Raw genomic sequence first — 18,218 nt, forward strand, 5'->3', positions numbered from 1 at the left:
CGATGGCCATGGTCGACACCGGCACCGTCCGGTTGCACGTGCAGCGGCTCGGCCCCCGCGACGGCCGGCCGGCCACCGCCACCGTGGTGCTGGTGCACGGCCTGCTCACCGACAGCCTGGCCAGCCACTACTTCACCGTGGCCCCCGCGTTCGCCGCCGCGGGCCTGGACGTGGTCATGTACGACCTGCGCGGCCACGGCCGCAGCGAACGCCCCGCCGACGGCTACACCCTGGACGACAACGTCGACGACCTGGAGGCGCTCCTCGACCGCCTCGCGGTGCGCGGCCCGGTGCACCTGGTCGGCAACTCCTACGGCGGGACGGTCGCGTTCGGCTACGCGGCCCGGCATCCGGAGCGGGCGGCGAGCGTCACCCTCGTCGAGTCCGAACCGGCCACCGCCGCCTGGGCGGTGAAACTGGGCGGCATCCTCGACCGGGTGATGACGCAGCTCGCGCACAACGAGCCCGACGCCATCGCCTGGATCACCGCGCACCGCGGCCACAACACCGCCCGGCTGGCCAGGGGCGCGGCCCGCCTCGCCCGCGACACCACGCTGGGCAGGGACATCCCGGCCAGCCGGGTACTGACGGAGGATCAGATCACTGCGGTGCGCTGCCCGGTGCTCGGCGTCTACGGCGGCGACTCCGATCTCGCCGAACTGGCGCCCTGGCTCGAGGCGTTGCTGCCGGACTGCCGGACCGTGGTGATCCCGGGACACGAGCACTCGGTGCTGGTGGAGGCGGCCGCGACGGTGGGCGGCCACGTCCTGGCGCTGGTGCGGGAGGCCGAGGGGCCGGGCGGCCGCGCAGGCGCCCCCGCGCGGGAGGCCGAGCGGGCGGGGGCCGAGGTCCGGTGAGCCGGTACCTGTTCGTGGTGCCGCCGCTGACCGGGCACGTCAACCCGGCCGTGGGCGTGGCGGCCGCCCTCGCCGGCCGGGGGCACGAGGTGGCGTGGGCGTGCCCCGATCCCGCGCTGGTCCGGCGGCTGGCGGGGCCGGGCGCCGAGGTGTTCGCCTGTGCCGGGGCGCCGGCCGGGAGCCGGCCGCCCGAGCTGCGCGGACCCGAGGCGCTGAGGTTCCTGTGGGAGTGGTACCTGCTGCCGCTCGCCGAGGCGATGGCGCCGGGGGTGCGGGCGGCCGTGGAGCGGTTCGGGCCGGACGTGGTGGTCGCCGACCAGCAGGCCTTCGCGGGCGCCCTGGTCGCGGAACGCCTGGGCGTGCCGTGGGCGACCTCGGCGACCACCTCCGCCGAGTTCACCGATCCGCTGGCGGGGCTGCCGAAGGTCCGCGCGTGGTTGGAGGAACGGCTCGGGCGGCTGCGGGCCTCGGTCGGGAACCCGGCCGGCGGCGCCGATCCGCGGTTCTCGCCGCACCTCGTCCTCGCCTTCAGCGCGCCGGAGCTGGCCGGCCCCGCCGAGGGCGTCCGCTGGGTCGGCCCCTCGATCGCGGCCCGGCCCGCCGCGGCCGGTTTCCCCTGGGAGTGGCTCGACGCCGGACGCAGGGCCGTGCTGGTGACGCTCGGCACGGCCAACACCGACGTCGGCGGCCGCTTCCTCGAGGTGTGCGTGGCGGCGCTGCGCGAACGGGCGGACCGCGTGCAGGGGGTGGTCGTCGATCCCGGCGGCACCCTGCGGCCGCCGCCGACCGGTGACAAGGACGTCCTGGTCGTCCCGTCCGTTCCCCAACTCGCCCTGTTGGAGCGGGGGGTGGCCGCGGTCGTCTGCCATGCCGGGCACAACACGGTGTGTGAGGCGCTGTGGCACGGCATCCCGCTGGTGGTGGCCCCCATCCGCGACGACCAGCCGGTGGTGGCCGGGCAGGTCGCGGACGCGGGGGCCGGGGTGCGGGTGCGGTTCGGCCGCGTCGGCGCACAACGGCTGGGCGCGGCCCTGGACGCCGTACTGGACGCGCCCGGCCACCGGGCGGCGGCCGAGCGGATCGGGGCCGCCTTCCGGGCCGCCGGCGGGGCGTCCGCCGCGGCGGACCGTCTCGAGGAACTCGCCGAGGAGATGCGATGAGCGACCAGACCGAGCGGATCGCGGCGCTGCGGCCCGGCTACCGGGACGATCTCGCGGCGGGCGTGGAACGCTTCTTCGAGCCGCGCCGCACCGACTGCCCCTGGTGCGGCTCGGCCCGGTTGACCACGCGGCTGCGGACCACGGACCTGCTCCAGCACAAGCCGGGCCGGTTCGTCCTGGACCGCTGCGAGGACTGCGGGCACACCTTCCAGAACCCCCGGCTCGGCCCGGAGGGGCTGGAGTTCTACTACCGGGACTTCTACGACGGGCTCGGCGAGAAGAAGCTCGGCGACACCTTCGGCGGGCGCGCGAGGATGTACCGGGGACGGGCCGAGTCGATGCTGCCGCACGACGCCGGGCCGAAGACGTGGCTGGACGTCGGCACCGGGCACGGGCACTTCTGCGCGGTCGCCGCCCAGGTGCTGCCGGGCACGGTGTTCGACGGACTGGACTTCACCGACGGCGTCGAAATCGCCGAGCGCGAGGGCCGGGTGCGGCACGGCCACCGGGGCGCCTTCCCCGACCTCGCGCCCGAGCTGGCCGCCCGTTACGACGTGGTGAGCATGTTCCACTACCTGGAGCACAGCACCGACCCCGACCGGGAACTGCGCGCGGCCCGGGAGGCCGTCCGGCCCGGCGGGCACCTGCTGATCGAGGTCCCGGACCCGGAAAGCCGGTACGCGCGCCTCCTCGGGCGGTGGTGGCTGCCGTGGCTCCAGCCGCAGCACCTGCACTTCGTGCCGGTCGCCAACCTGCGGGAGCGGCTGGCGGACCTCGGGTTCACGGTGGTCGCGGAGCAGCACGCCGAGGCGCACGACCCGGTGGACCTGCTGGCGGCCGTCTGGCTGGCGCTGGACCGTGCGGCGCCGCGCGAGGACGCGCCCTGGCTGCCCGAGCCGCCCGGCCGGGCACGCCGCGCGCTGCGGGCCGCGCTGTTCCTCGCCGGTGTCCCTGCGCTGGTCGCGGGCACCCTCCTCGACCGGTTCGCGGTCCGGCCGCTGTCGCACCGGCTGGGCCTGTCCAACGCCTACCGGATCGTGGCGCGGCGCGACTGAGGGACGGGGGCGGCTCGCCCCGCGGCTCACACCTCTGCGGTACGCCGGACGCCGGCCACCGGCACCTCTGCGGTGCGGTGGCCGGCGTCCGTCGTCGCCTCCGACGGCCGGGCAGCCCCTGACCGGCTGCCCGGCCGGTCAGTGCGCGGCCAGCGGCTGCTCGCGCGGGCTGTCCCGGGCGGCCGTCCGCGGGGTGCGCAGGGCCGCGATCCCGATGAAGACCATGGAGGAGACACCGGCGAGCGCGAAGGCGGTGAACCCCCAGTCGCCCCGGCCCGAGGCGAGGAGCTGACCGCCTAGCCACGGGCCGAAGACGGCGCCGAAGCGGCCCATGCCCGAGGTCCAGCCGACCGCGGTGGCGCGGGTGTCCGGGGCGGAGCGGATGGAGACCGTCGCGTAGATCATCGTCTGGGCGCTGTTGAGGAAGACGCCGGTGAGGAAGACGACGACCATCGTGACCGTCATCGGCATGTGCATGCTGAGCAGGTACACGCCGGCGGCGGTCAGCGCGAACCAGATCGCCGAGATGCGCGGGGCGCCGAAACGGTCGGCGGCCCGGCCGGCGACCAGCATGCCCACGATGCCGCCGAGGTTGAAGACGACCACGAAGGACAGCGCGGAGCCGAGTTCGTACCCCTCGGCGCGCATGAGGGTGGGCAGCCAGGTGGCGACGCCGTAGACCAGGAGCAGACCGCCGAAGGACGCCAGCCAGTACAGCAGGGTCCGGGTCCACTCGCCGCCGCGGAAGAGGCCGACCAGGTTGGTCCAGCGGTCGCCCGCGCCCGCCTCGGCCGGCTTGGCGGCGGGCAGTTCGACGTCGTGGCGGGCGGCCAGCGCGCGGGCCTCCTCGGTCCGTCCCTTGGCGACGAGGAAGCTCAGCGACTCGGGCAGGAACCGGGCGAGGACCGGGGCGAACAGCAGCGGCAGCACGCACACCCAGAACGCCGCGCGCCAGCCGACGGGGTCGATGAGCCACTTGGCGACGTAGGCGGAGAGGATGCCGCCGGCGTGGTGGGCGGTCATCAGCAGGCCGATGACGATGGCGGCGCGGCCGCGCGGGGCGTAGTCGGAGACCATGCTGATCGCGGTCGGCAGCAGTCCCCCGAGGCCGATGCCGGCGAGGGTCCGGCCGAGGCCGAAGACGGCGACGCCGTCGGCGAGGGCGCACAGGCCCGACGCCAGCGAGAAGAGGGTCACGCAGGCGACCATCAGCTTCTTGCGGCCGATCCGGTCGGCGACCGTGCCCGCGGTGAGCGCGCCGATCAGCATGCCGAAGGTGGCGTAACTGCCGAGGTCGCCGGCCTGGTCCGGGGTGAGGCCGAAGGTCCTGGTCTCCAGCAGGTGCGGGAGGACCGAGCCGTAGATGAACATGTCCAGGCCGTCGAAGAGGACGGCCAGCCAGCAGAGGCCGACGGCCAGGAAGGCCAGTCTGCTGCCGCGGGCGGACAGGGGGGAGGGGGAGGAGGACATCTTTGTTTCCTCTCGTACGGGCGGGGTGCCCCGACGCTAAGGACCTGCGGCGATTTTCGTCAACACTTTTGTCAACAATCTCATCGGCGATCGGTCCCGCGTCGGGGCGGCGGGGCCCGGCAAGAGCCGTCGACAGGCCGCCGGAGAGCCGGCAGGGGAGTCCCCAAGGGTCGTCCGTGGCGCCCGGAAGGGGTGTTACGCGACCGGCGGGGTGCCGTGCGTGTGGAACGACTCGATGGTCTTCAGGCCCCAGGCCTGGCCCTTCTTGCGCTCCTCCTCGGTCCAGGTGATCAGCGGCCAGTCGGGCGCGAGCACCAGGCGGGTGAGCGGGTTGCACAGTTCGATCCGGTTGCCGCCGGGCTCGTAGACGTACAGGAAGAACGTCTGCTGGATGGCGTGCTTGTGCGGCCCCGTCTCGATGAACACACCGCTGTCGATGGCGAGATCGGCGGCGCGCAGGATGTCCTCTCGGGTGTCGGTGGCGAAGGCGACGTGGTGCAGCCGCCCGGCGCTGCCGGTCCAGTCCGAGGTGTAGACGACGTCGTACGACTTGTTCGTGTACGTCAGCCAGCGCGCCGCGATCTTCCCGCTGTCGAGCCGGATCTGCTCGGTGGGCCGGGCGCCGAGGACGTGGTGCTGGAACTCGGCGTTGGCGAGGACGTCGGCGGCGAGGAAGTTGACGTGGTCCAGCCGTCGCACGCCCACACCGCGGTTGGGCTTGGCCTGCGGCTGGTTCTTCAGCGCCGGTTTCAGCTCGTCGGGGGCCCGGTGGTGCTCGCTCTCCCAGTACAGGGCGTGCTCGTGGCCGTCCGGGTCGGTGGTGACGTACAGCTTGCCGAGGCCGGGTTCGTCCTCGGCCCAGTGGCCGGCGCCGCCCGCCGCCTCGACCGCCTCGACCCGGCGCCGGAGCGCCTCCTCGCTGGAGGTGCGCAGGGCGAGCCGGCCGAGGCCGGGGGTGTCACGGGCGGTGAGGACGAGGCTGTGGTGCTCGTAGTCGTCGAAGGTGCGCAGGTAGACCGTGTCGCCGTCCTGACCGTTGACGGTGAGGCCCAGGTAGTCGGTGAAGAAGCCGACGCTGGCGTCCAGGTCCGGGGTGAACAGCTGGGCGTGGCCGATGTGCGCGATGTCGCCGAGCGGCGGAGTCATCGTGGACCTCCAAGGGGGTGCGGGTGGATCGGTGCCGTCCCGGCGGACCGCGGGAAGACGGTGCCGTCGAAGATCTTGCGGGCCGTGCGGACCACGGCCGTGCGGCGGGCGGAGGGCAGGCCTTCGGGGGTGGCGCCGAGGCTACTTTCGATGTCCAGGAATCCGGTGGGATGTTCTATGCGAATCCGGTCACTGCCGGGCTCGAGGTCCGCCAGATCGGCACCGACGCCGCCTTCGATGCGAAGGCCCGCCGCGACACCCGCCGCGCCGAGCACTCCGATGGAGGGGTGGCAGCGCACCGGAATGAAGGTGCGGGTGGTGACGGCGCCGCCGTCGCGGGGCGGGGCGAGCAGCGTGAGCTTGGGCACGGTGGCGTCCGTCACGTCCCCGAGCCCCATCCGGCGGCCCGCCGCCAGCCGGATCCGGTGCAGCCGGTCGGCCAGGTCCCGGTCGGCCTCCAGCTCGGCGGGCGGCTCGTAGCCGGTGACCTTCAGGGAGGTCGCGGCGATCAGGACCGTCGGCATGCCGTTGTCCACGCAGGTCACCTGGACGCCGTCGATCTCCTCGCGGACGCTGCCGGTGGGCAGGAGCGGGTTCGGGCCCGGCGGGAACTCGATCAGCACGGGCGCCGCGGCACCCGGCACACCGGAGATCTCCGCTTCGCCGGTGTAGTCCACCCGGCCACCGGGGGTGGGGAAGGTCGCCGTGGCCCGGTCGCCGCTGTTGACCATGCGGATGCGGACCGAGGTCTCGTCCGGGCCCGCCGGGACCAGTCCGCGCTCGACGGCGAACGGGCCGACGCCGGCGAGGACGTTCCCGCAGTTCTGACGATCCGTCACTTCGGCACGGTCGACCGCGACCTGGAGGAACAGGTAGTCGACGTCGGCGTCCGGGCCGGTGGAGGGCGAGACCACCGCCACCTTGCTGGTGAGCGGGTGGGCGCCGCCCAGGCCGTCGATCTGGCGCTCGTCGGGACTGCCCATGATCCGCAGCAACAGGTCGTCCCGCAGGGCCGGTTCGGTCGGCAGGTCGGCGGCGAGGAAGTAGGCGCCCTTGGACGTGCCGCCCCGCATCAGCAGGCACGGCACCTCCTCGGGCGCGCCTCCCACCCCGGGCCCACCGCCCGCCCCGGGCACACCGCTCACGAGGACTCCCCCGCGTCCGACACGTACTCCTCGTACGTCCGGTACTCGACGCCGAGCCGCTTGAGCGTGTCCCTCAACCCGTACCGGTCCAGTCCGAGTTCGCCCTCGAGGAACGCGGCGCGGGACTTCGCCTCCTTCGCCTCGCGGGCCTCGGACGCCTCGGCGACGGCGCGGGCACGTTCGCGCGGGACGACCACGACACCGTCGTCGTCGGCGAGGATCACGTCACCGGGGCGGATCACCTGGCCGTCGACGGCGACGGGGACGTTCACCGAGCCGCCGGTGGCCTTCACCGTGCCCTGTGCGCACACGGCACGGGACCAGGCCGGGAAGTCCATCTCGCGCAGTTCCCGGGTGTCGCGGACGCCGGCGTTGATGACCAGGCCGCGCACGCCCCGCTGTCGCAGCGCGGTGGCGAACAGTTCGCCGAACATGCCGTCGGTGGACGGCGAGGTGGTGGTGACGACCAGGACGTCGCCCTCGCCGCACTGCTCGACGGCCGCGTGGATCATCAGGTTGTCGCCGGGCCAGCTGAGCACCGTGACGGCGGTGCCCGCGACCCGTACGTCCTGCTGGACGGGCCGGATCTTTGGGCCCAGCAGGCCCGTTCGCCCCATCGCCTCGCTCACGGTGGCCACCCCGAAGGCGGCCAGCGCCTCGACGTCCTGCGCATCCGCCTTCGGCGGGCCGGTGACGATCACGCCGCTCATGCCAGTTCCTTCGCGATCTGCGGGTAGGGGCGCATGTAGGCCTCGGCCATCGTTTTGTGCGCGAGGCCCAGGTTGGGACCCGCGTTGCGCTTGAGCTGGACGCCGCGGCGGACGGCGAGGTCGGTGTAGTAGTCCCACAGGTGCTGCTGGGCGCCGAGGCACTCCATGGCCTTGCGCTTGGTCTCCCAGACCTCGGTGATGTCGAGGAGGACCTCGGGCCGGAAGCCGCTCATCTCGGGCTGGTGCGGCTCGAAGCAGAAGACGGGCGGAGCGCCGATGATCTCGCCGGGGCCCGGATAGCCGATGGCCTGGGCGAGGACACGGGCCTCCAGGGCCATCCGGTTGGCGGCCGGGTGGTCGCCGTTGTACGGGTCCTCGGCGGGGTGGGTGAGGACGACGTCGGGCTGGGTCTCACGGTAGACCTCGACCAGTTTGTCGGTCAGTTCCGCGGTCGCGACCAGCGGGTAGTCACCCGCGTCGAAGAAACGCACCTCGGCGCCGAGGGTGGCGGCGGCGCGTTCGGCCTCGTCGCGGCGCATCGCCTTGATCTCGTCCAGCTGCTTGCCCTCGCGCCACGCCTTGGCGGACTCGCCGCGCTCGCCGAAGGTCAGGCACGCGATGGTGACCTTCTCCCCGCGCGAGGCGGCCAGGGCGATGGCGCCGCCCGCCCGCCACACGAAGTCACCGGCGTGCGCGGTGACGACGAGGGTCGATCGGGGTGGGCGGGCGGGCGCTGTGGCCTGGGTCATGCTGCAATCTCCCTTGTGGGGCGACTCGCCTTTGGAGCGCTCCCGCCGGTGTCCGCGGAGGACCACGAGCGTGCGGTCGGCCCCGTGGGCCCCACGCACGCTCGCGCTCCGGACACCGGCGCGCACCCTTCGGCTCGGTCGCCGTGGTGACAGGTGGGCGCCCGCCCCGCGCAGCCGTGATCAGTCGCGCAGTGCCTCGATCACGCTGGTGAGGTGGGCGCGGACGGCCGCCTCGGCCGCCTGCGGGTCCCTGGCCCTGATCGCTTCGATCATGGTCAGGTGCTCGTTCAGGGATTGCTGCGGACGCCCCGGCCTCAGCGCCAACTGGAAGCGGTGCCGGACCAGTTGTGCGTTGAGCCGCTCCAGCAGTTCCTGCGCGGTCCGCTGGTCGGAGAACTCCCGGATGCGGACGTGCAGTTCGTGGTTCAGCTCGGAGTAGGTCACCGGCTCGCCGGCGGCCACGGCCTTGCTCATCGCGGTGCCGAGGTCGGTCAGCCGGTCCAGTTGGTCGTCGCTGGCCGCGACGGCCGCCTTCGCCGCGCACAGCCCCTCGAGGACCATCCGGCACTCGGTGATGGCGACCGCCTCGTCCACGCTCACCACCCGCACCCGCGAGCCGCGGTTGCGGATCCGTTCGACGAGCCCCTGGGACTCCAGATCGATGAGCGCGGCGCGGATGCTGGCCCGCGTCACACCGAACTGCTCGGCGAGCTCGTTCTCCACCAGCCGCTGCGCCGGTGCCATCTCGCCGTGCAGGATCGCCTGCCGCAACTGCGCGAGCGCATGTTGCCTGGCCTGCTCCCCGGTGCTCGGACGGGCTTCTTTCGGCATCGTTGCCCTCCCTGAGTGAGTGCCTGTCGAACCTAAATCTAGCCAAACAACATTGTCAACAATTTTGTTCGCCCTATTGCCGTCACGCCTGCCGTGCAGACGCGGCCCGAGGCCGCCGCGCGACGATGTGTCCCGGGACGCCGTCCGATACCGCACACAGTGTCGGCCCCCGCCGGTGCACCGCCTCGTCAAGGTCGCCCCATGACACCCAGCTTCGCTCTCCACGTCCCCGACGCCGATCTCGAACCCGAGCCGCTCGACCCGGGGCAGATCGTGTCCGGGACTCCCGAGGTGACCGGCAAGGTGGTGTGGGAGTCGCCGGACGGGCGGCAGATCCGCGGGATCTGGCAGATCATGCCCGGCGTCGTCACCGACACGGAGGCGGACGAGCTGTTCGTGGTGGTCAGCGGCTCGGCCACCGTCGAGGTCGAGGGCGGGCCCACGCTGCGCGTCGGGCCAGGCGACATGGCCGTCCTGCGGGCCGGCGACCTGACGACGTGGACCGTGCACGAGACCCTGCGCAAGGCGTACGCGATCAGTCTCTGACGGCGCCGTCCGTCGCGGGACGCCCGACCGTGCGGTGGGCCGCTCCACGGGCCACCCGGTGGTAGCAGGCCTTGACACCCCGGAAAACGGGAGATCAGGGTGACCTGGACAAAGTGTGGACCGGTCCAAAAGGGGCTGCTGCCGTGAGTGATCCGCTGGGTGTCGCCGTCGTCGGGTTCGGCTGGATGGGCCGTGTGCACACGCGGGCGTACGCGCGCGTGCCGCACCATTTTCCACGGCTCGCCCTGCGGCCCGAGCTGATCGCGGTCGCCGAGGAGGTGCCGGGCCTGGCCGAGGAGGCCGCCGGGCAGTACGGGTTCGCCTCGGCGGTGCGCGACTGGCGGGAGGTCGCCGCCGACCCGCGGGTGGCGGCGGTCAGCATCACCGCGCCGAACTTCCTGCACCGCGAGATCGGTGTGGCGATGGCGGAGGCGGGCAAGCACCTGTGGATCGAGAAGCCGGTGGGCCTCACCGCCGCCGACGCCCGCGCGGTCGCGGACGCGGTGACGAAGGCCGGCGTCCAGGGTGCGGTCGGCTTCAACTACCGCAACGCGCCCGCCGTCGAGGCGGCCCGCGAACTGATCGCCGCCGGCGACATCGGCGCGGTCACGCATGTCCGCATCCGTCTCTTCAGCGACTACGCCGCCCACCCCGACGGCGCCCTGACCTGGCGCTACGAGCGTGAGCGCGGCGGCAGCGGAGTCCTCGGCGACCTGGCCTCGCACGGCGCCGACCTGGCCCGCCTCCTGCTCGGCGAGATCACCTCGCTGACCGCCGACACGGCCGTCTTCGTCCCCGAGCGGGCCCGCCCCACCGGCACCACCGCAGGCCACACCCTCGCCACGGGCGGCGTACGGGGGCCGGTCGAGAACGAGGACTACGTCAGCTGCCTGCTCCGGTTCGCCTCCGGAGCCCGCGGTGTCCTGGAGGCCTGCCGGGTCTCGGTCGGCGAGCAGAACTCCTACGGCTTCGAGGTGCACGGCACGCGCGGCGCGGTGTCCTGGGACTTCCGCCGGATGAACGAGCTGGCGGTCAGCCGCGGCACCACGTACCAGGACCAGCCGGTCAGCACGGTGTACGTCGGTCCCGGCGCGGGTGAGTTCGGCGCCTTCCAGCCGGGCGCGGCGAACGCCATGGGCTACGACGACCTGAAGGTGATCGAGGCGTACCGCTTCCTCCGCTCGATCGCCGAGGACACCCCGTACGGGGCGACCCTCACGGACGCCGTGCGCAGTGCGGCCGTACTGGACGCGATGGCCCGTTCGGCCGCGAGCGGGAGCTGGGTGGACGTCCCCGCGGGATAGCGCGCCGGTGCCGTGCTCACCGTGGCGGGCGGCCGCGGTCGCACGGAGTCGTCCGACGGCGGCCGACGGCGTGCTGTACGCCGCCATCGGACGACGGTCGGCGGCATCGCGCACGCCGTCACCCGACGACCGTGGACAGCATTCCGTATACCGTCACCCGATGGCGGTCGGCGGCAGGTTGTACGGCGTCACCACCTGGATCGCCGACGGCAGCACGGGCCCGGCCGGCGGCAGCGCGCCGTGGGCGCGCATCACGGCGTGGCAGGCCTCGCGCATGTCCTGGCGCAGGTCGTGGTGGAGCACGGCGGACAGCCGGTGCTCGCGCAGCAGGCGGGTGTTGTCGTGGTCGAGGTCGTGGGCGACGAACACGGCGCACGCGCGGCCGAGGTCGGCGAAGGCGCGCAGGGTGGCGATGTTGCCGCCGCCGATGGAGTAGACGGCGCGGATCTCCGGGTCGCGTTCGAGGGCGGCGCGCACCAGGTCGTACTGGGTGGCGTCGAGGCCCTGGCCCTCGGCGATCTCGACGAGCGCGCGGTGCGGGTGGCGGGCGCGCATGGCGCTGCGGAAGCCCATCTCGCGCTCCTCCTCGTTGCGGAAGAACCCGCTGCTGAGGCTGGTGAGCACGTTGCCGGGCCGCTCGCCCAGCCACTGGCCCATGAGGTAGGCGGCGGTGGCTCCGGCGGCCCGGTTGTCGATGCCGACGTAGGCGAGGCGGGCGGAGGCGGGCAGGTCGGTCACGAGCGTCACCACCGGGACACCGGCCTCGGTGAGCCGGCCGACGGCGGCGGTGACCTCGGGGACGTCCGGGGCCTTGAGGACCACGCCCTGCGAGCCGCGCCGGGCGATCCGGTCCAGGGTGCGGACCAGCTCGGCGACGGGCCCGGTCTCCCGGAAGTGGAAGCGGGAACGGACGACCGCCGGGCGCAGCGACGGCAGCTCGGCCTCCAGGGCGGCCCGCACGGCGGTGGAGAACCGTTCCGGCGTCTGCATGACGATGTCGATCATGAAGGTGCGGCCGACCAGCCTGACCTGGGTGCGCTGCCGGTCGAGGTCGGCGATCGCCCGGCGGACCTCCCGCGCGGTGCTCTCGCGCACCCCTCCCCTGGCGTTCAGGACCCGGTCCACGGTGGCCTCGCTGAGCCCCGCCTGGCGGGCGATCTCGCGGATCGGGAAGGGATGTCCCATGTCGGCGGCTCCTTGAGGGGTTTTTGATGGCTTCCTGCTGGTTGTTCGAGGGGTTTGTACTGACAAGAATGACAGCACCGAACCCCCCTCGTCACCGAACCGCTCTCATCCCCGAACCACCCTCGTCACCGAGAGGACGACGATGTCCTTCACCCCCTGGCTGTCCGAGCGGGACTGCGACCTCGACGCCTTCCGCGCGCTGGTCGAACGCGGCACCGACGCGGCCGACCATCCGCACGCCTCCCGCGTGGAGCGGAACGTCCTCGTGTACGACGGCGACCGGCTGCGCGGGGGCAGCGCCCCGGACGTCGGGGCCGAGCTGGTCCGCGCCCTCACCGACGGGCCCGGCGTCGTGGTCGTCCAAGGCGCCTTCCCCGAGACGGCCGTCGTGGACCGGCTGACCGACGTGTTCGACGCCCTGATCGCCGGGCAGCGGGCGTCGGGCAGGGCAGCCGGCGACCACTTCGCGAAGCCCGGCGCCAACGACCGCGTGTGGAACGCGCTGGAGAAGGCGGCCCGCCACGACCCGGAGGCGTTCGCCGACTACTACGCCAACGACGTCCTGGCGCTGGTCTCGCGGGCCTGGCTCGGCCCCGGCTACCAGGTCACCTCGCAGGTCAACGTCGTCAATCCGGGCGGCGCCGCGCAGAGTCCGCACCGCGACTACCACCTGGGGTTCCTCTCGAACGAGGCCGCGGCCGCCTACCCGGCGCACGTCCACCGCCTCTCCCCCGTGCTCACTCTCCAGGGCGCCGTCGCCCACTGCGACATGCCCGTGGAGTCCGGCCCGACGATGTACCTGCCGTACTCCCAGGCGTACGAGCCCGGCTACCTCGCGTGGCGGCTGCCGGAGTTCCGCGCGTACTTCGAGGAGCGGCACGTCCAGCTGCCCCTGGCGAAGGGCGACGCCGTCTTCTTCAACCCGGCGCTGTTCCACGCGGCCGGCACCAACCGCTCCGCCGGCGTCCGCCGCACGGCCAACCTGCTCCAGGTGTCCTCCGCGTTCGGCCGGGCCATGGAGACGGTGGACCGGGCGGCGGTGACCGACGCCGTCTATCCGGTGCTGCTGAAGCGCGCCGCGGACGGCACCGACCCGGCCTGGCTGGAGCGGGTGATCGCCGTGTGCGCCGAGGGCTACCCCTTCCCCACCAACCTCGACAGCGACCCGCCGGTCGACGGCCTGGCCCCGCCGTCTCAGGCGGACACCGTGCGGCGGGCACTGCGCGAGACCTGGACCCCCGAAACCCTGCGGGACGCGCTGCGGGCGGGCGCCGAGCGGCGCACGAGCTGAAAGGACCCTTCCTCCATGGGACCCCTTCCCTCCGACGACCCCTCCCCCTCCGGGGGACTCCTCCGCGACAAGGTCGTGCTCGTCAACGGCGGCAGCCAGGGTGTGGGCGCCGCGATCGCGCGGGCCGCCGTCCGCGAGGGCGCGGTGGTGGCCGTCACCGGCCGCCGTCCGGAGCCGGGCGAGGCGCTGGTCGCGGAGCTGGCCGCGGCCGGCGGCACGGCGGTGTTCGTCCGGGCGGACCTCGCGGACGCCGCCCAGGCCAAGGCCGCCGTGGCCCGCACGGTCGAGGCGTACGGCCGGGTGGACTGCCTGGTGAACTCCGCCGGGCTCACCTCACGGGGCACGCTGCTGGACACCACGCCCGAGCTGTTCGACCAGCACATCGCCATCAACCTCAAGGCGCCGTTCTTCGCCATGCAGGCCGCCGTCGCGGACATGGTGGGCCGCGGCGCGCCCGGCACCGTCGTCAACATCATCACCTCGTCGGCGCACGGCGGGCAGCCGTTCCTCGCCCCGTACGTCGCCGCCAAGGCGGGCCTGATGGGCCTCACGCGCAATGCGGCGCACGCCCACCGCTTCGACCGGGTACGCGTCAACGGCCTGAACATCGGCTGGACGGCGACCGAGGGCGAGGACGCGACCCAGCGGGCCTTCCACGGCGCCGGGGACGACTGGCGCGAGCGGGCGGCCGCCCGGCTGCCGATGGGCAGGCTCGGCCAACCGGACGAGATCGCCGACTTCGTGGTGTTCCTGCTGTCCGACCGGTCCGGCGTGGTCACCGGTTCGGTGATCGACTGGGACCAGAACGTACTCGGCGGCCTCGACTAGCCCCTCCTCCGCTCTCCTCTCCTCCGCTCTCCTCTCCCCTGCACGACCTCCCCTGTACGACCTCCAAGGAGCTGCACCCCCATGCGTATCGGCATTCTCGGCCTCGGCCGCATCGGCGCCTTCCACGCCGAGACCCTGTCCGGACTCGACGCCGTCGAGTCGCTCGTCGTCGCCGACCCGTTCGCCGAGGCCGCCAAGTCCGCCGCCGACCGGTTCGGTGCCGAGGTCGCGGACTCCCCGGAGGCCGTGCTGGCGGCCGGGGTGGACGGCATCGTCGTGGCCGCCGCCACCGACGCCCACCCGGCGCTGATCCTGGCCGCCGTCGACGCGGGTGTGCCCGTCTTCTGCGAGAAGCCCGTCGCGAGGACCATGCGGGAGGGCGTCGAGGTGCTCCGGGCCGTCCGGGGCAGGGACGTGCCGATCCAGATCGGCTACAACCGCCGCTTCGACGCCGGGTTCGTCGCCGCGCGCGCCGCCGTGCGCTCCGGTGAGCTGGGCACCCTGCACACCGTGCGGTCGACCACCCTGGACCCGGCGCCGCCGCCGGCCGCGTACGTCGCCGCGTCGGGCGGCATCTTCCGGGACTGCTCGGTGCACGACTTCGACATCATCCGCTGGGTCACCGGCCGCGAGGTGCGCGAGGTGTACGCGGTCGGCGGGAACCGGGGCGCGGACTTCATCAGGGAGGCGGGCGACGCCGACACCACGGGCGCGGTCCTCACCCTGGACGACGGCACGATCGCCGTGGTCTCCAACTCCCGTCACAACGCCCGCGGTTACGACGTCCGCATGGAGATCCACGGCTTCCAGGACTCCATCGCGGTGGGTCTGGAGGACAAGTTGCCGCTGCGTTCGGTGGAGCCGGGCGTGACCTTCCCGGCCGGTGTCCCGCACGACTTCTTCATGGACCGCTTCACCGCCGCCTACCGGGCCGAACTCACCGCGTTCACCGAGGTGGTGGCCGGCACCCGGCCCTCACCGTGCACGGTCGAGGACGCCCTGGAGGCCGGCTGGATCGCGGAGGCGTGCACGCTGTCGCTGCACGAGCACCGGCCGGTGACGATCGCGGAGGTGCGCGCCGCCTGACCGGTGTACGGGCGGCGGGTACCCTGCTCGCCGCCGCACACCTTCCTCACCTCGCCGCCGGACGGCTCCCCCACCTCGGGGCCGGACGGCTCCCTCACCTCGGGGCCGGCTGGGCCGGCAGGTTGAAGACGTGGTCCGGCGAGATGATCTTCGTGATGGCGTTGCCGAAGAGGGTACTGGGCTCCTCGTTCTTGTAGCTGATGTCGGTGTTCAGCACGACGACGAGGGTGGCCTGCGCCGACGGCAGGTAGACGGTCAGGGACTGGTAGCCCGGCAGGGAGCCGTTGTGGCCGATCCAGCCCTGCACGTCGAAGATGCCGAGCCCGTAACCCGAACCGGGGACCGGCATGGACGGCGTGATCAGGCGCTGCTTCTGGGTGGCGGGGCTGATCATCCTTTCCCCGTCGGGGAACCGGCCGGTGGCCACGGTCCGCGCCCAGACCCGCAGGTCCTCCAGCTTGGAGATCATCGCGCCGGCGGCCCAGCCCCAGGAGGGGTTCCAGTCGGCCGCGTCCTCGACCTTGCCGGTCGCGGTCTGGTTCGTGTAGCCCTGGGAGTGCGGCTGCGGGAACTCGTTGCCGGTGGGGAAGCTCGTGTCGTCCAGGCCTGCCGGGTCGAGGACGTTTTCCTGGATGTAGTCCGCGAGGGTCTGTCCGCTGATCTTCTCGACGACCCGGCCCAGCAGGATCAGGTTGGTGTTGGAGTAGTCGAACTCCGCGCCGGGCTGGAACAGCACCGGGTGCTTGAAGGAGTAGTCGAGCAGTTCCCGCGGCGTGAACGGCCGGTCCGGGTCGGACGTCAGCGCCTTGAAGAAGCCTTCGTCCATCGAGTAGTTGAACAGTCCGCTGCGCATGCCGGCCAGTTGCCGAAGGGTGATCTCGTCGCCGTTCGGTACGCCGTCGACGTACGTGCCGATGGTGTCGTCCAGGCCGATCTTCCCGTCGTCGACCAGCTCCAGCACGGCCGTGACGGTGAACGTCTTGGTCTCGCTGCCGATCCGCATGAAGAGGTCGGGTGACATCTTCCGGCCGGTGCCCTTGTCGGCGACGCCGAAGGACTTCACGTACTCGCCCTTGTCGGGCGTCCAGACGCCGACGGACACACCGGGTATGTCCGCCTGCTTCATGACCTGCTGGACGGCCCGGTCGAGCTGCTGTTTCACGTCGGGCGTGAGGTCGCGGACGGCGTCGCCGGAGGGGGTCGGGGAGGGTGCCGCGACGACGGTGGCCCCGACGAGGGGCGCCGCCCCCGCCGTACCGCCCGCGAGCGGCAGTACCAGAGCCGTCACCGCGGCGGCGGCCACGGCCCCCCTGCGCGCACGGACATGCGGATGCGTCATGGGCTCACTCCCACCAGAAGACTCCGCCGCAGGCCACAGCCGCACCAGGGGCACGGGCCGCGCGGCCCATCGTCACCAGGATAGGAGCGGGTGCGGGCCGCCGCCTGGCGGCGGCCCGCACCCGGCCCCAGAGCCTGTCCGGCGGGTCGTGCCGGAGACGGGGGTCCGGCACGCCCGTCAGCGGTGGGGCCGGCCGCCGGGTCCCTGCGATGATCGGCGCATGTCCGCGCAGATCGCTCCGGCCCGGGTCACCGACATCCGGGAGGCCCTCGCCGACCACCACCGCTACTGGGGCGGGCGCGACCTGCGCGCCCTGCACCTCCTGCCGCTGGTCCACGAGTTCGGCTCGACGTGTCTGGCCGCCCGTTCCGCGGACGGCGTTCTCGGCCACCTCATCGGCTTCGTCACCCCGGACCGCACCGGCTACGTCCACCTGGTCGCCACCCGCGACGACGCCCGCGGCACGGGCCTCGGCCGCGCCCTGTACGACGCCTTCACGCGGGCGGCCCGCGCCCAGGGAGCCGTCCGGCTCAAGGCCGTCACCACGCCGGGCAACGAGGATTCCGTCGGGTTCCACCGCGGCCTCGGCTTCGCCGTCCGGCTGGAGGAGGAGTACAACGGGCCCGGTCAGTCACGGGTGGTGTTCACGCGGGAGCTGGCCCTTTGACCACCCGTACGTGGAGGTGGCCGTCGGCCAGGAACTCCGGTGGCGTGGGAGGCAGTTCGGCGTCGAAGCCGTACCCGGCCTTCTCCGCGACCCGGCAGGAGGCCGTGTTGGCAGCGGAGTGCAGCAGTCGCAGACGGTTCACCTCGGGGAAGGTGCTGAAGGCCCAGTGCGTGAGCGCGCCCAGCGCGCGCGGGGCCACGCCCCTGCCGCGTGCGGGAGCGGCGGTCCAGTAGCCCACCTCCGGCTCCGGACCGTACGGCGCTTTGAGGACGACGTGCCCCGCCAGCCGCCCCTCGCCGCCGTCGGGCCGGGCCTCCAGGACGGCGAAGGCGAGGCGCGCCCCCGTCTCCCAGCCCTCGTGCTGCGCCCGCAGCCAGTCCAGCGCCTCCGCCTCGTCCCGCACGGTCACGGCCGCCCAGCGGCGCAGCACCGGGTCCCGGTACGCCTCGGCCACTCCGGCGGCGTCCCCGGCGCGCCACGGGCGCAGCAGGAGTGCGGGCGCCGACGCGGTGGCGCCGGCCTCCAGTCGTACGGCTCGCGGGCCGGTGTCGTGCGTGGCGTCCATGACCGTCAGCCTAGGTGACGCCTCCTCAGACCTTCTTCCCGCCGTCCTCCGCCGCGGGCGGGGTGAGGGCCTGCTCCTCGGGGAGTTCGTCGACGTCGACGCCGCGGACCTGGGCCAGTTCGTGTTTGAGGGTGGCGAGTTCGGTGCCGCCGGCCATGTGGTGGGTGAGTTCCTCGAGGCCGACCCGGCTGCGGGAGGCGGAGAGTTCGAGGGTGCCCAGGCGCAGGACGCTGAAGTGGTCGCCGACCATGTAGGCGTGGTGGGGGTTGTGGGTGATGAAGATG

General features: G+C 73.2%; 18 protein-coding genes and 1 pseudogene. 9 read left to right on the forward strand and 10 right to left on the reverse strand.

The window, feature by feature from the left end:
- The first annotated feature begins 2 nt into the window (after positions 1–2).
- From ACGFQC_RS14780 to ACGFQC_RS14790, 3 genes are read left to right on the forward strand one after another with little or no spacing between them, the layout of a single operon-like run.
- Complete coding sequence (locus ACGFQC_RS14780; RefSeq protein WP_363092169.1) at positions 3–857, forward strand: alpha/beta hydrolase; 855 nt, start codon at positions 3–5, stop codon at positions 855–857.
- Positions 854–2,017, forward strand: a complete 1,164-nt coding sequence (locus tag ACGFQC_RS14785; protein ID WP_363092168.1) for a glycosyltransferase — start codon at positions 854–856, stop codon at positions 2,015–2,017. The genes ACGFQC_RS14780 and ACGFQC_RS14785 overlap by 4 nt, the downstream gene beginning before the upstream one ends.
- The gene (locus tag ACGFQC_RS14790) at positions 2,014–3,072 is read left to right on the forward strand and encodes a class I SAM-dependent methyltransferase (protein ID WP_363092167.1); all 1,059 of its coding nucleotides are present in this window, start codon (positions 2,014–2,016) and stop codon (positions 3,070–3,072) included. Before ACGFQC_RS14785 ends, ACGFQC_RS14790 begins: the two co-directional genes overlap by 4 nt.
- Before the next feature lie 138 nt (positions 3,073–3,210).
- Here ACGFQC_RS14790 and ACGFQC_RS14795 read toward each other — a convergent pair whose 3' ends face one another.
- The 6 genes from ACGFQC_RS14795 to ACGFQC_RS14820 all read right to left on the reverse strand — a co-directional run bounded on the left by ACGFQC_RS14795 (position 3,211) and on the right by ACGFQC_RS14820 (position 9,123).
- Positions 3,211–4,542 (reverse strand): aromatic acid/H+ symport family MFS transporter, encoded by a 1,332-nt coding sequence (locus ACGFQC_RS14795; RefSeq protein ID WP_363092166.1) that lies wholly within the window; start codon positions 4,540–4,542, stop codon positions 3,211–3,213.
- 195 nt (positions 4,543–4,737) lie between these two features.
- Positions 4,738–5,688 carry a catechol 2,3-dioxygenase gene (locus ACGFQC_RS14800; protein ID WP_363092165.1) on the reverse strand — a complete coding sequence of 317 codons (951 nt, stop codon included), beginning with the start codon at positions 5,686–5,688 and terminating at the stop codon, positions 4,738–4,740.
- Positions 5,685–6,761, reverse strand: a complete 1,077-nt coding sequence (locus ACGFQC_RS14805) for a 4-oxalomesaconate tautomerase (RefSeq protein ID WP_363092211.1) — start codon at positions 6,759–6,761, stop codon at positions 5,685–5,687. The genes ACGFQC_RS14800 and ACGFQC_RS14805 overlap by 4 nt, the downstream gene beginning before the upstream one ends.
- Positions 6,762–6,829: 68 nt before the next feature.
- Positions 6,830–7,543, reverse strand: coding sequence for a 4-carboxy-4-hydroxy-2-oxoadipate aldolase/oxaloacetate decarboxylase (locus ACGFQC_RS14810; protein ID WP_363092164.1), 714 nt, complete (start codon positions 7,541–7,543; stop codon positions 6,830–6,832).
- Entirely contained in the window at positions 7,540–8,292 is a 753-nt protein-coding gene (locus ACGFQC_RS14815) for a PIG-L deacetylase family protein (protein ID WP_363092163.1), read from the reverse strand. Before ACGFQC_RS14815 ends, ACGFQC_RS14810 begins: the two co-directional genes overlap by 4 nt.
- Positions 8,293–8,472: 180 nt before the next feature.
- Positions 8,473–9,123, reverse strand: coding sequence for a GntR family transcriptional regulator (locus tag ACGFQC_RS14820; protein ID WP_363092162.1), 651 nt, complete (start codon positions 9,121–9,123; stop codon positions 8,473–8,475).
- Positions 9,124–9,324: 201 nt separating this feature from the next.
- On the opposite strand from ACGFQC_RS14820, the gene ACGFQC_RS14825 reads away from it, so the two are divergent.
- Both ACGFQC_RS14825 and ACGFQC_RS14830 read left to right on the forward strand, forming a co-directional pair.
- A complete protein-coding gene (locus tag ACGFQC_RS14825) occupies positions 9,325–9,669 on the forward strand; it encodes a cupin domain-containing protein (protein WP_363092161.1) in 345 nt (114 codons plus the stop codon).
- A gap of 143 nt (positions 9,670–9,812) precedes the next feature.
- The gene (locus ACGFQC_RS14830; RefSeq protein ID WP_363092160.1) at positions 9,813–10,973 is read left to right on the forward strand and encodes a Gfo/Idh/MocA family oxidoreductase; all 1,161 of its coding nucleotides are present in this window, start codon (positions 9,813–9,815) and stop codon (positions 10,971–10,973) included.
- A gap of 153 nt (positions 10,974–11,126) precedes the next feature.
- On the opposite strand, the gene ACGFQC_RS14835 is transcribed toward ACGFQC_RS14830, so the two are convergent.
- The gene (locus ACGFQC_RS14835; RefSeq protein ID WP_363092159.1) at positions 11,127–12,158 is read right to left on the reverse strand and encodes a LacI family DNA-binding transcriptional regulator; all 1,032 of its coding nucleotides are present in this window, start codon (positions 12,156–12,158) and stop codon (positions 11,127–11,129) included.
- Positions 12,159–12,300: 142 nt separating this feature from the next.
- Between ACGFQC_RS14835 and ACGFQC_RS14840 the strand changes: the two genes are divergently transcribed.
- From ACGFQC_RS14840 to ACGFQC_RS14850, 3 genes are all read left to right on the forward strand, one after another.
- On the forward strand, positions 12,301–13,449 hold the full coding sequence (locus tag ACGFQC_RS14840; protein WP_363092158.1) for a phytanoyl-CoA dioxygenase family protein: 1,149 nt from the start codon (positions 12,301–12,303) through the stop codon (positions 13,447–13,449).
- 15 nt (positions 13,450–13,464) lie between these two features.
- Positions 13,465–14,277 (forward strand): SDR family oxidoreductase, encoded by an 813-nt coding sequence (locus ACGFQC_RS14845; protein WP_363092157.1) that lies wholly within the window; start codon positions 13,465–13,467, stop codon positions 14,275–14,277.
- A gap of 81 nt (positions 14,278–14,358) precedes the next feature.
- On the forward strand, positions 14,359–15,363 hold the full coding sequence (locus ACGFQC_RS14850) for a Gfo/Idh/MocA family oxidoreductase (RefSeq protein WP_363092156.1): 1,005 nt from the start codon (positions 14,359–14,361) through the stop codon (positions 15,361–15,363).
- Positions 15,364–15,457: 94 nt separating this feature from the next.
- Here the strand turns inward: ACGFQC_RS14850 and ACGFQC_RS14855 are convergent, their stop codons facing one another.
- Positions 15,458–16,702 carry a serine hydrolase domain-containing protein gene (locus tag ACGFQC_RS14855; protein ID WP_363092155.1) on the reverse strand — a complete coding sequence of 415 codons (1,245 nt, stop codon included), beginning with the start codon at positions 16,700–16,702 and terminating at the stop codon, positions 15,458–15,460.
- A gap of 220 nt (positions 16,703–16,922) precedes the next feature.
- Here ACGFQC_RS14855 and ACGFQC_RS14860 point away from each other — a divergent pair, with 220 nt between their 5' ends.
- Positions 16,923–17,369 carry a GNAT family N-acetyltransferase gene (locus tag ACGFQC_RS14860; RefSeq protein ID WP_363092154.1) on the forward strand — a complete coding sequence of 149 codons (447 nt, stop codon included), beginning with the start codon at positions 16,923–16,925 and terminating at the stop codon, positions 17,367–17,369.
- On the opposite strand, the gene ACGFQC_RS14865 is transcribed toward ACGFQC_RS14860, so the two are convergent.
- Both ACGFQC_RS14865 and ACGFQC_RS14870 read right to left on the reverse strand, forming a co-directional pair.
- Positions 17,347–17,934: a GNAT family N-acetyltransferase gene (locus tag ACGFQC_RS14865; RefSeq protein WP_363092153.1), complete on the reverse strand. Its 588-nt coding sequence runs from the start codon at positions 17,932–17,934 to the stop codon at positions 17,347–17,349. The two genes, ACGFQC_RS14860 and ACGFQC_RS14865, sit on opposite strands and share 23 nt — an antisense overlap.
- 25 nt (positions 17,935–17,959) lie before the next feature.
- A pseudogene (locus tag ACGFQC_RS14870) lies at positions 17,960–18,218 on the reverse strand (sugar ABC transporter ATP-binding protein); the annotation flags it as partial.

Origin of the sequence: Streptomyces sp. NPDC048734 (assembly GCF_043198675.1) — a bacterium.
GTDB lineage: Bacteria > Actinomycetota > Actinomycetes > Streptomycetales > Streptomycetaceae > Streptomyces.

What these genes read in the sequence shown, in the direction of transcription:
- ACGFQC_RS14780 (WP_363092169.1), top strand. Translation starts at nt 3, where the DNA reads ATGGCCATGGTCGACACCGGCACCGTCCGGTTGCACGTGCAGCGGCTC.
- ACGFQC_RS14790 (WP_363092167.1), top strand. Translation starts at nt 2,014, where the DNA reads ATGAGCGACCAGACCGAGCGGATCGCGGCGCTGCGGCCCGGCTACCGG.
- ACGFQC_RS14795 (WP_363092166.1), bottom strand. Translation starts at nt 4,542, where the DNA reads ATGTCCTCCTCCCCCTCCCCCCTGTCCGCCCGCGGCAGCAGACTGGCC.
- ACGFQC_RS14800 (WP_363092165.1), bottom strand. Translation starts at nt 5,688, where the DNA reads ATGACTCCGCCGCTCGGCGACATCGCGCACATCGGCCACGCCCAGCTG.
- ACGFQC_RS14805 (WP_363092211.1), bottom strand. Translation starts at nt 6,761, where the DNA reads ATGCGGGGCGGCACGTCCAAGGGCGCCTACTTCCTCGCCGCCGACCTG.
- ACGFQC_RS14810 (WP_363092164.1), bottom strand. Translation starts at nt 7,543, where the DNA reads ATGAGCGGCGTGATCGTCACCGGCCCGCCGAAGGCGGATGCGCAGGAC.
- ACGFQC_RS14815 (WP_363092163.1), bottom strand. Translation starts at nt 8,292, where the DNA reads ATGACCCAGGCCACAGCGCCCGCCCGCCCACCCCGATCGACCCTCGTC.
- ACGFQC_RS14820 (WP_363092162.1), bottom strand. Translation starts at nt 9,123, where the DNA reads ATGCCGAAAGAAGCCCGTCCGAGCACCGGGGAGCAGGCCAGGCAACAT.
- ACGFQC_RS14825 (WP_363092161.1), top strand. Translation starts at nt 9,325, where the DNA reads ATGACACCCAGCTTCGCTCTCCACGTCCCCGACGCCGATCTCGAACCC.
- ACGFQC_RS14835 (WP_363092159.1), bottom strand. Translation starts at nt 12,158, where the DNA reads ATGGGACATCCCTTCCCGATCCGCGAGATCGCCCGCCAGGCGGGGCTC.
- ACGFQC_RS14840 (WP_363092158.1), top strand. Translation starts at nt 12,301, where the DNA reads ATGTCCTTCACCCCCTGGCTGTCCGAGCGGGACTGCGACCTCGACGCC.
- ACGFQC_RS14845 (WP_363092157.1), top strand. Translation starts at nt 13,465, where the DNA reads ATGGGACCCCTTCCCTCCGACGACCCCTCCCCCTCCGGGGGACTCCTC.
- ACGFQC_RS14850 (WP_363092156.1), top strand. Translation starts at nt 14,359, where the DNA reads ATGCGTATCGGCATTCTCGGCCTCGGCCGCATCGGCGCCTTCCACGCC.
- ACGFQC_RS14855 (WP_363092155.1), bottom strand. Translation starts at nt 16,702, where the DNA reads ATGACGCATCCGCATGTCCGTGCGCGCAGGGGGGCCGTGGCCGCCGCC.
- ACGFQC_RS14860 (WP_363092154.1), top strand. Translation starts at nt 16,923, where the DNA reads ATGTCCGCGCAGATCGCTCCGGCCCGGGTCACCGACATCCGGGAGGCC.
- ACGFQC_RS14865 (WP_363092153.1), bottom strand. Translation starts at nt 17,934, where the DNA reads ATGGACGCCACGCACGACACCGGCCCGCGAGCCGTACGACTGGAGGCC.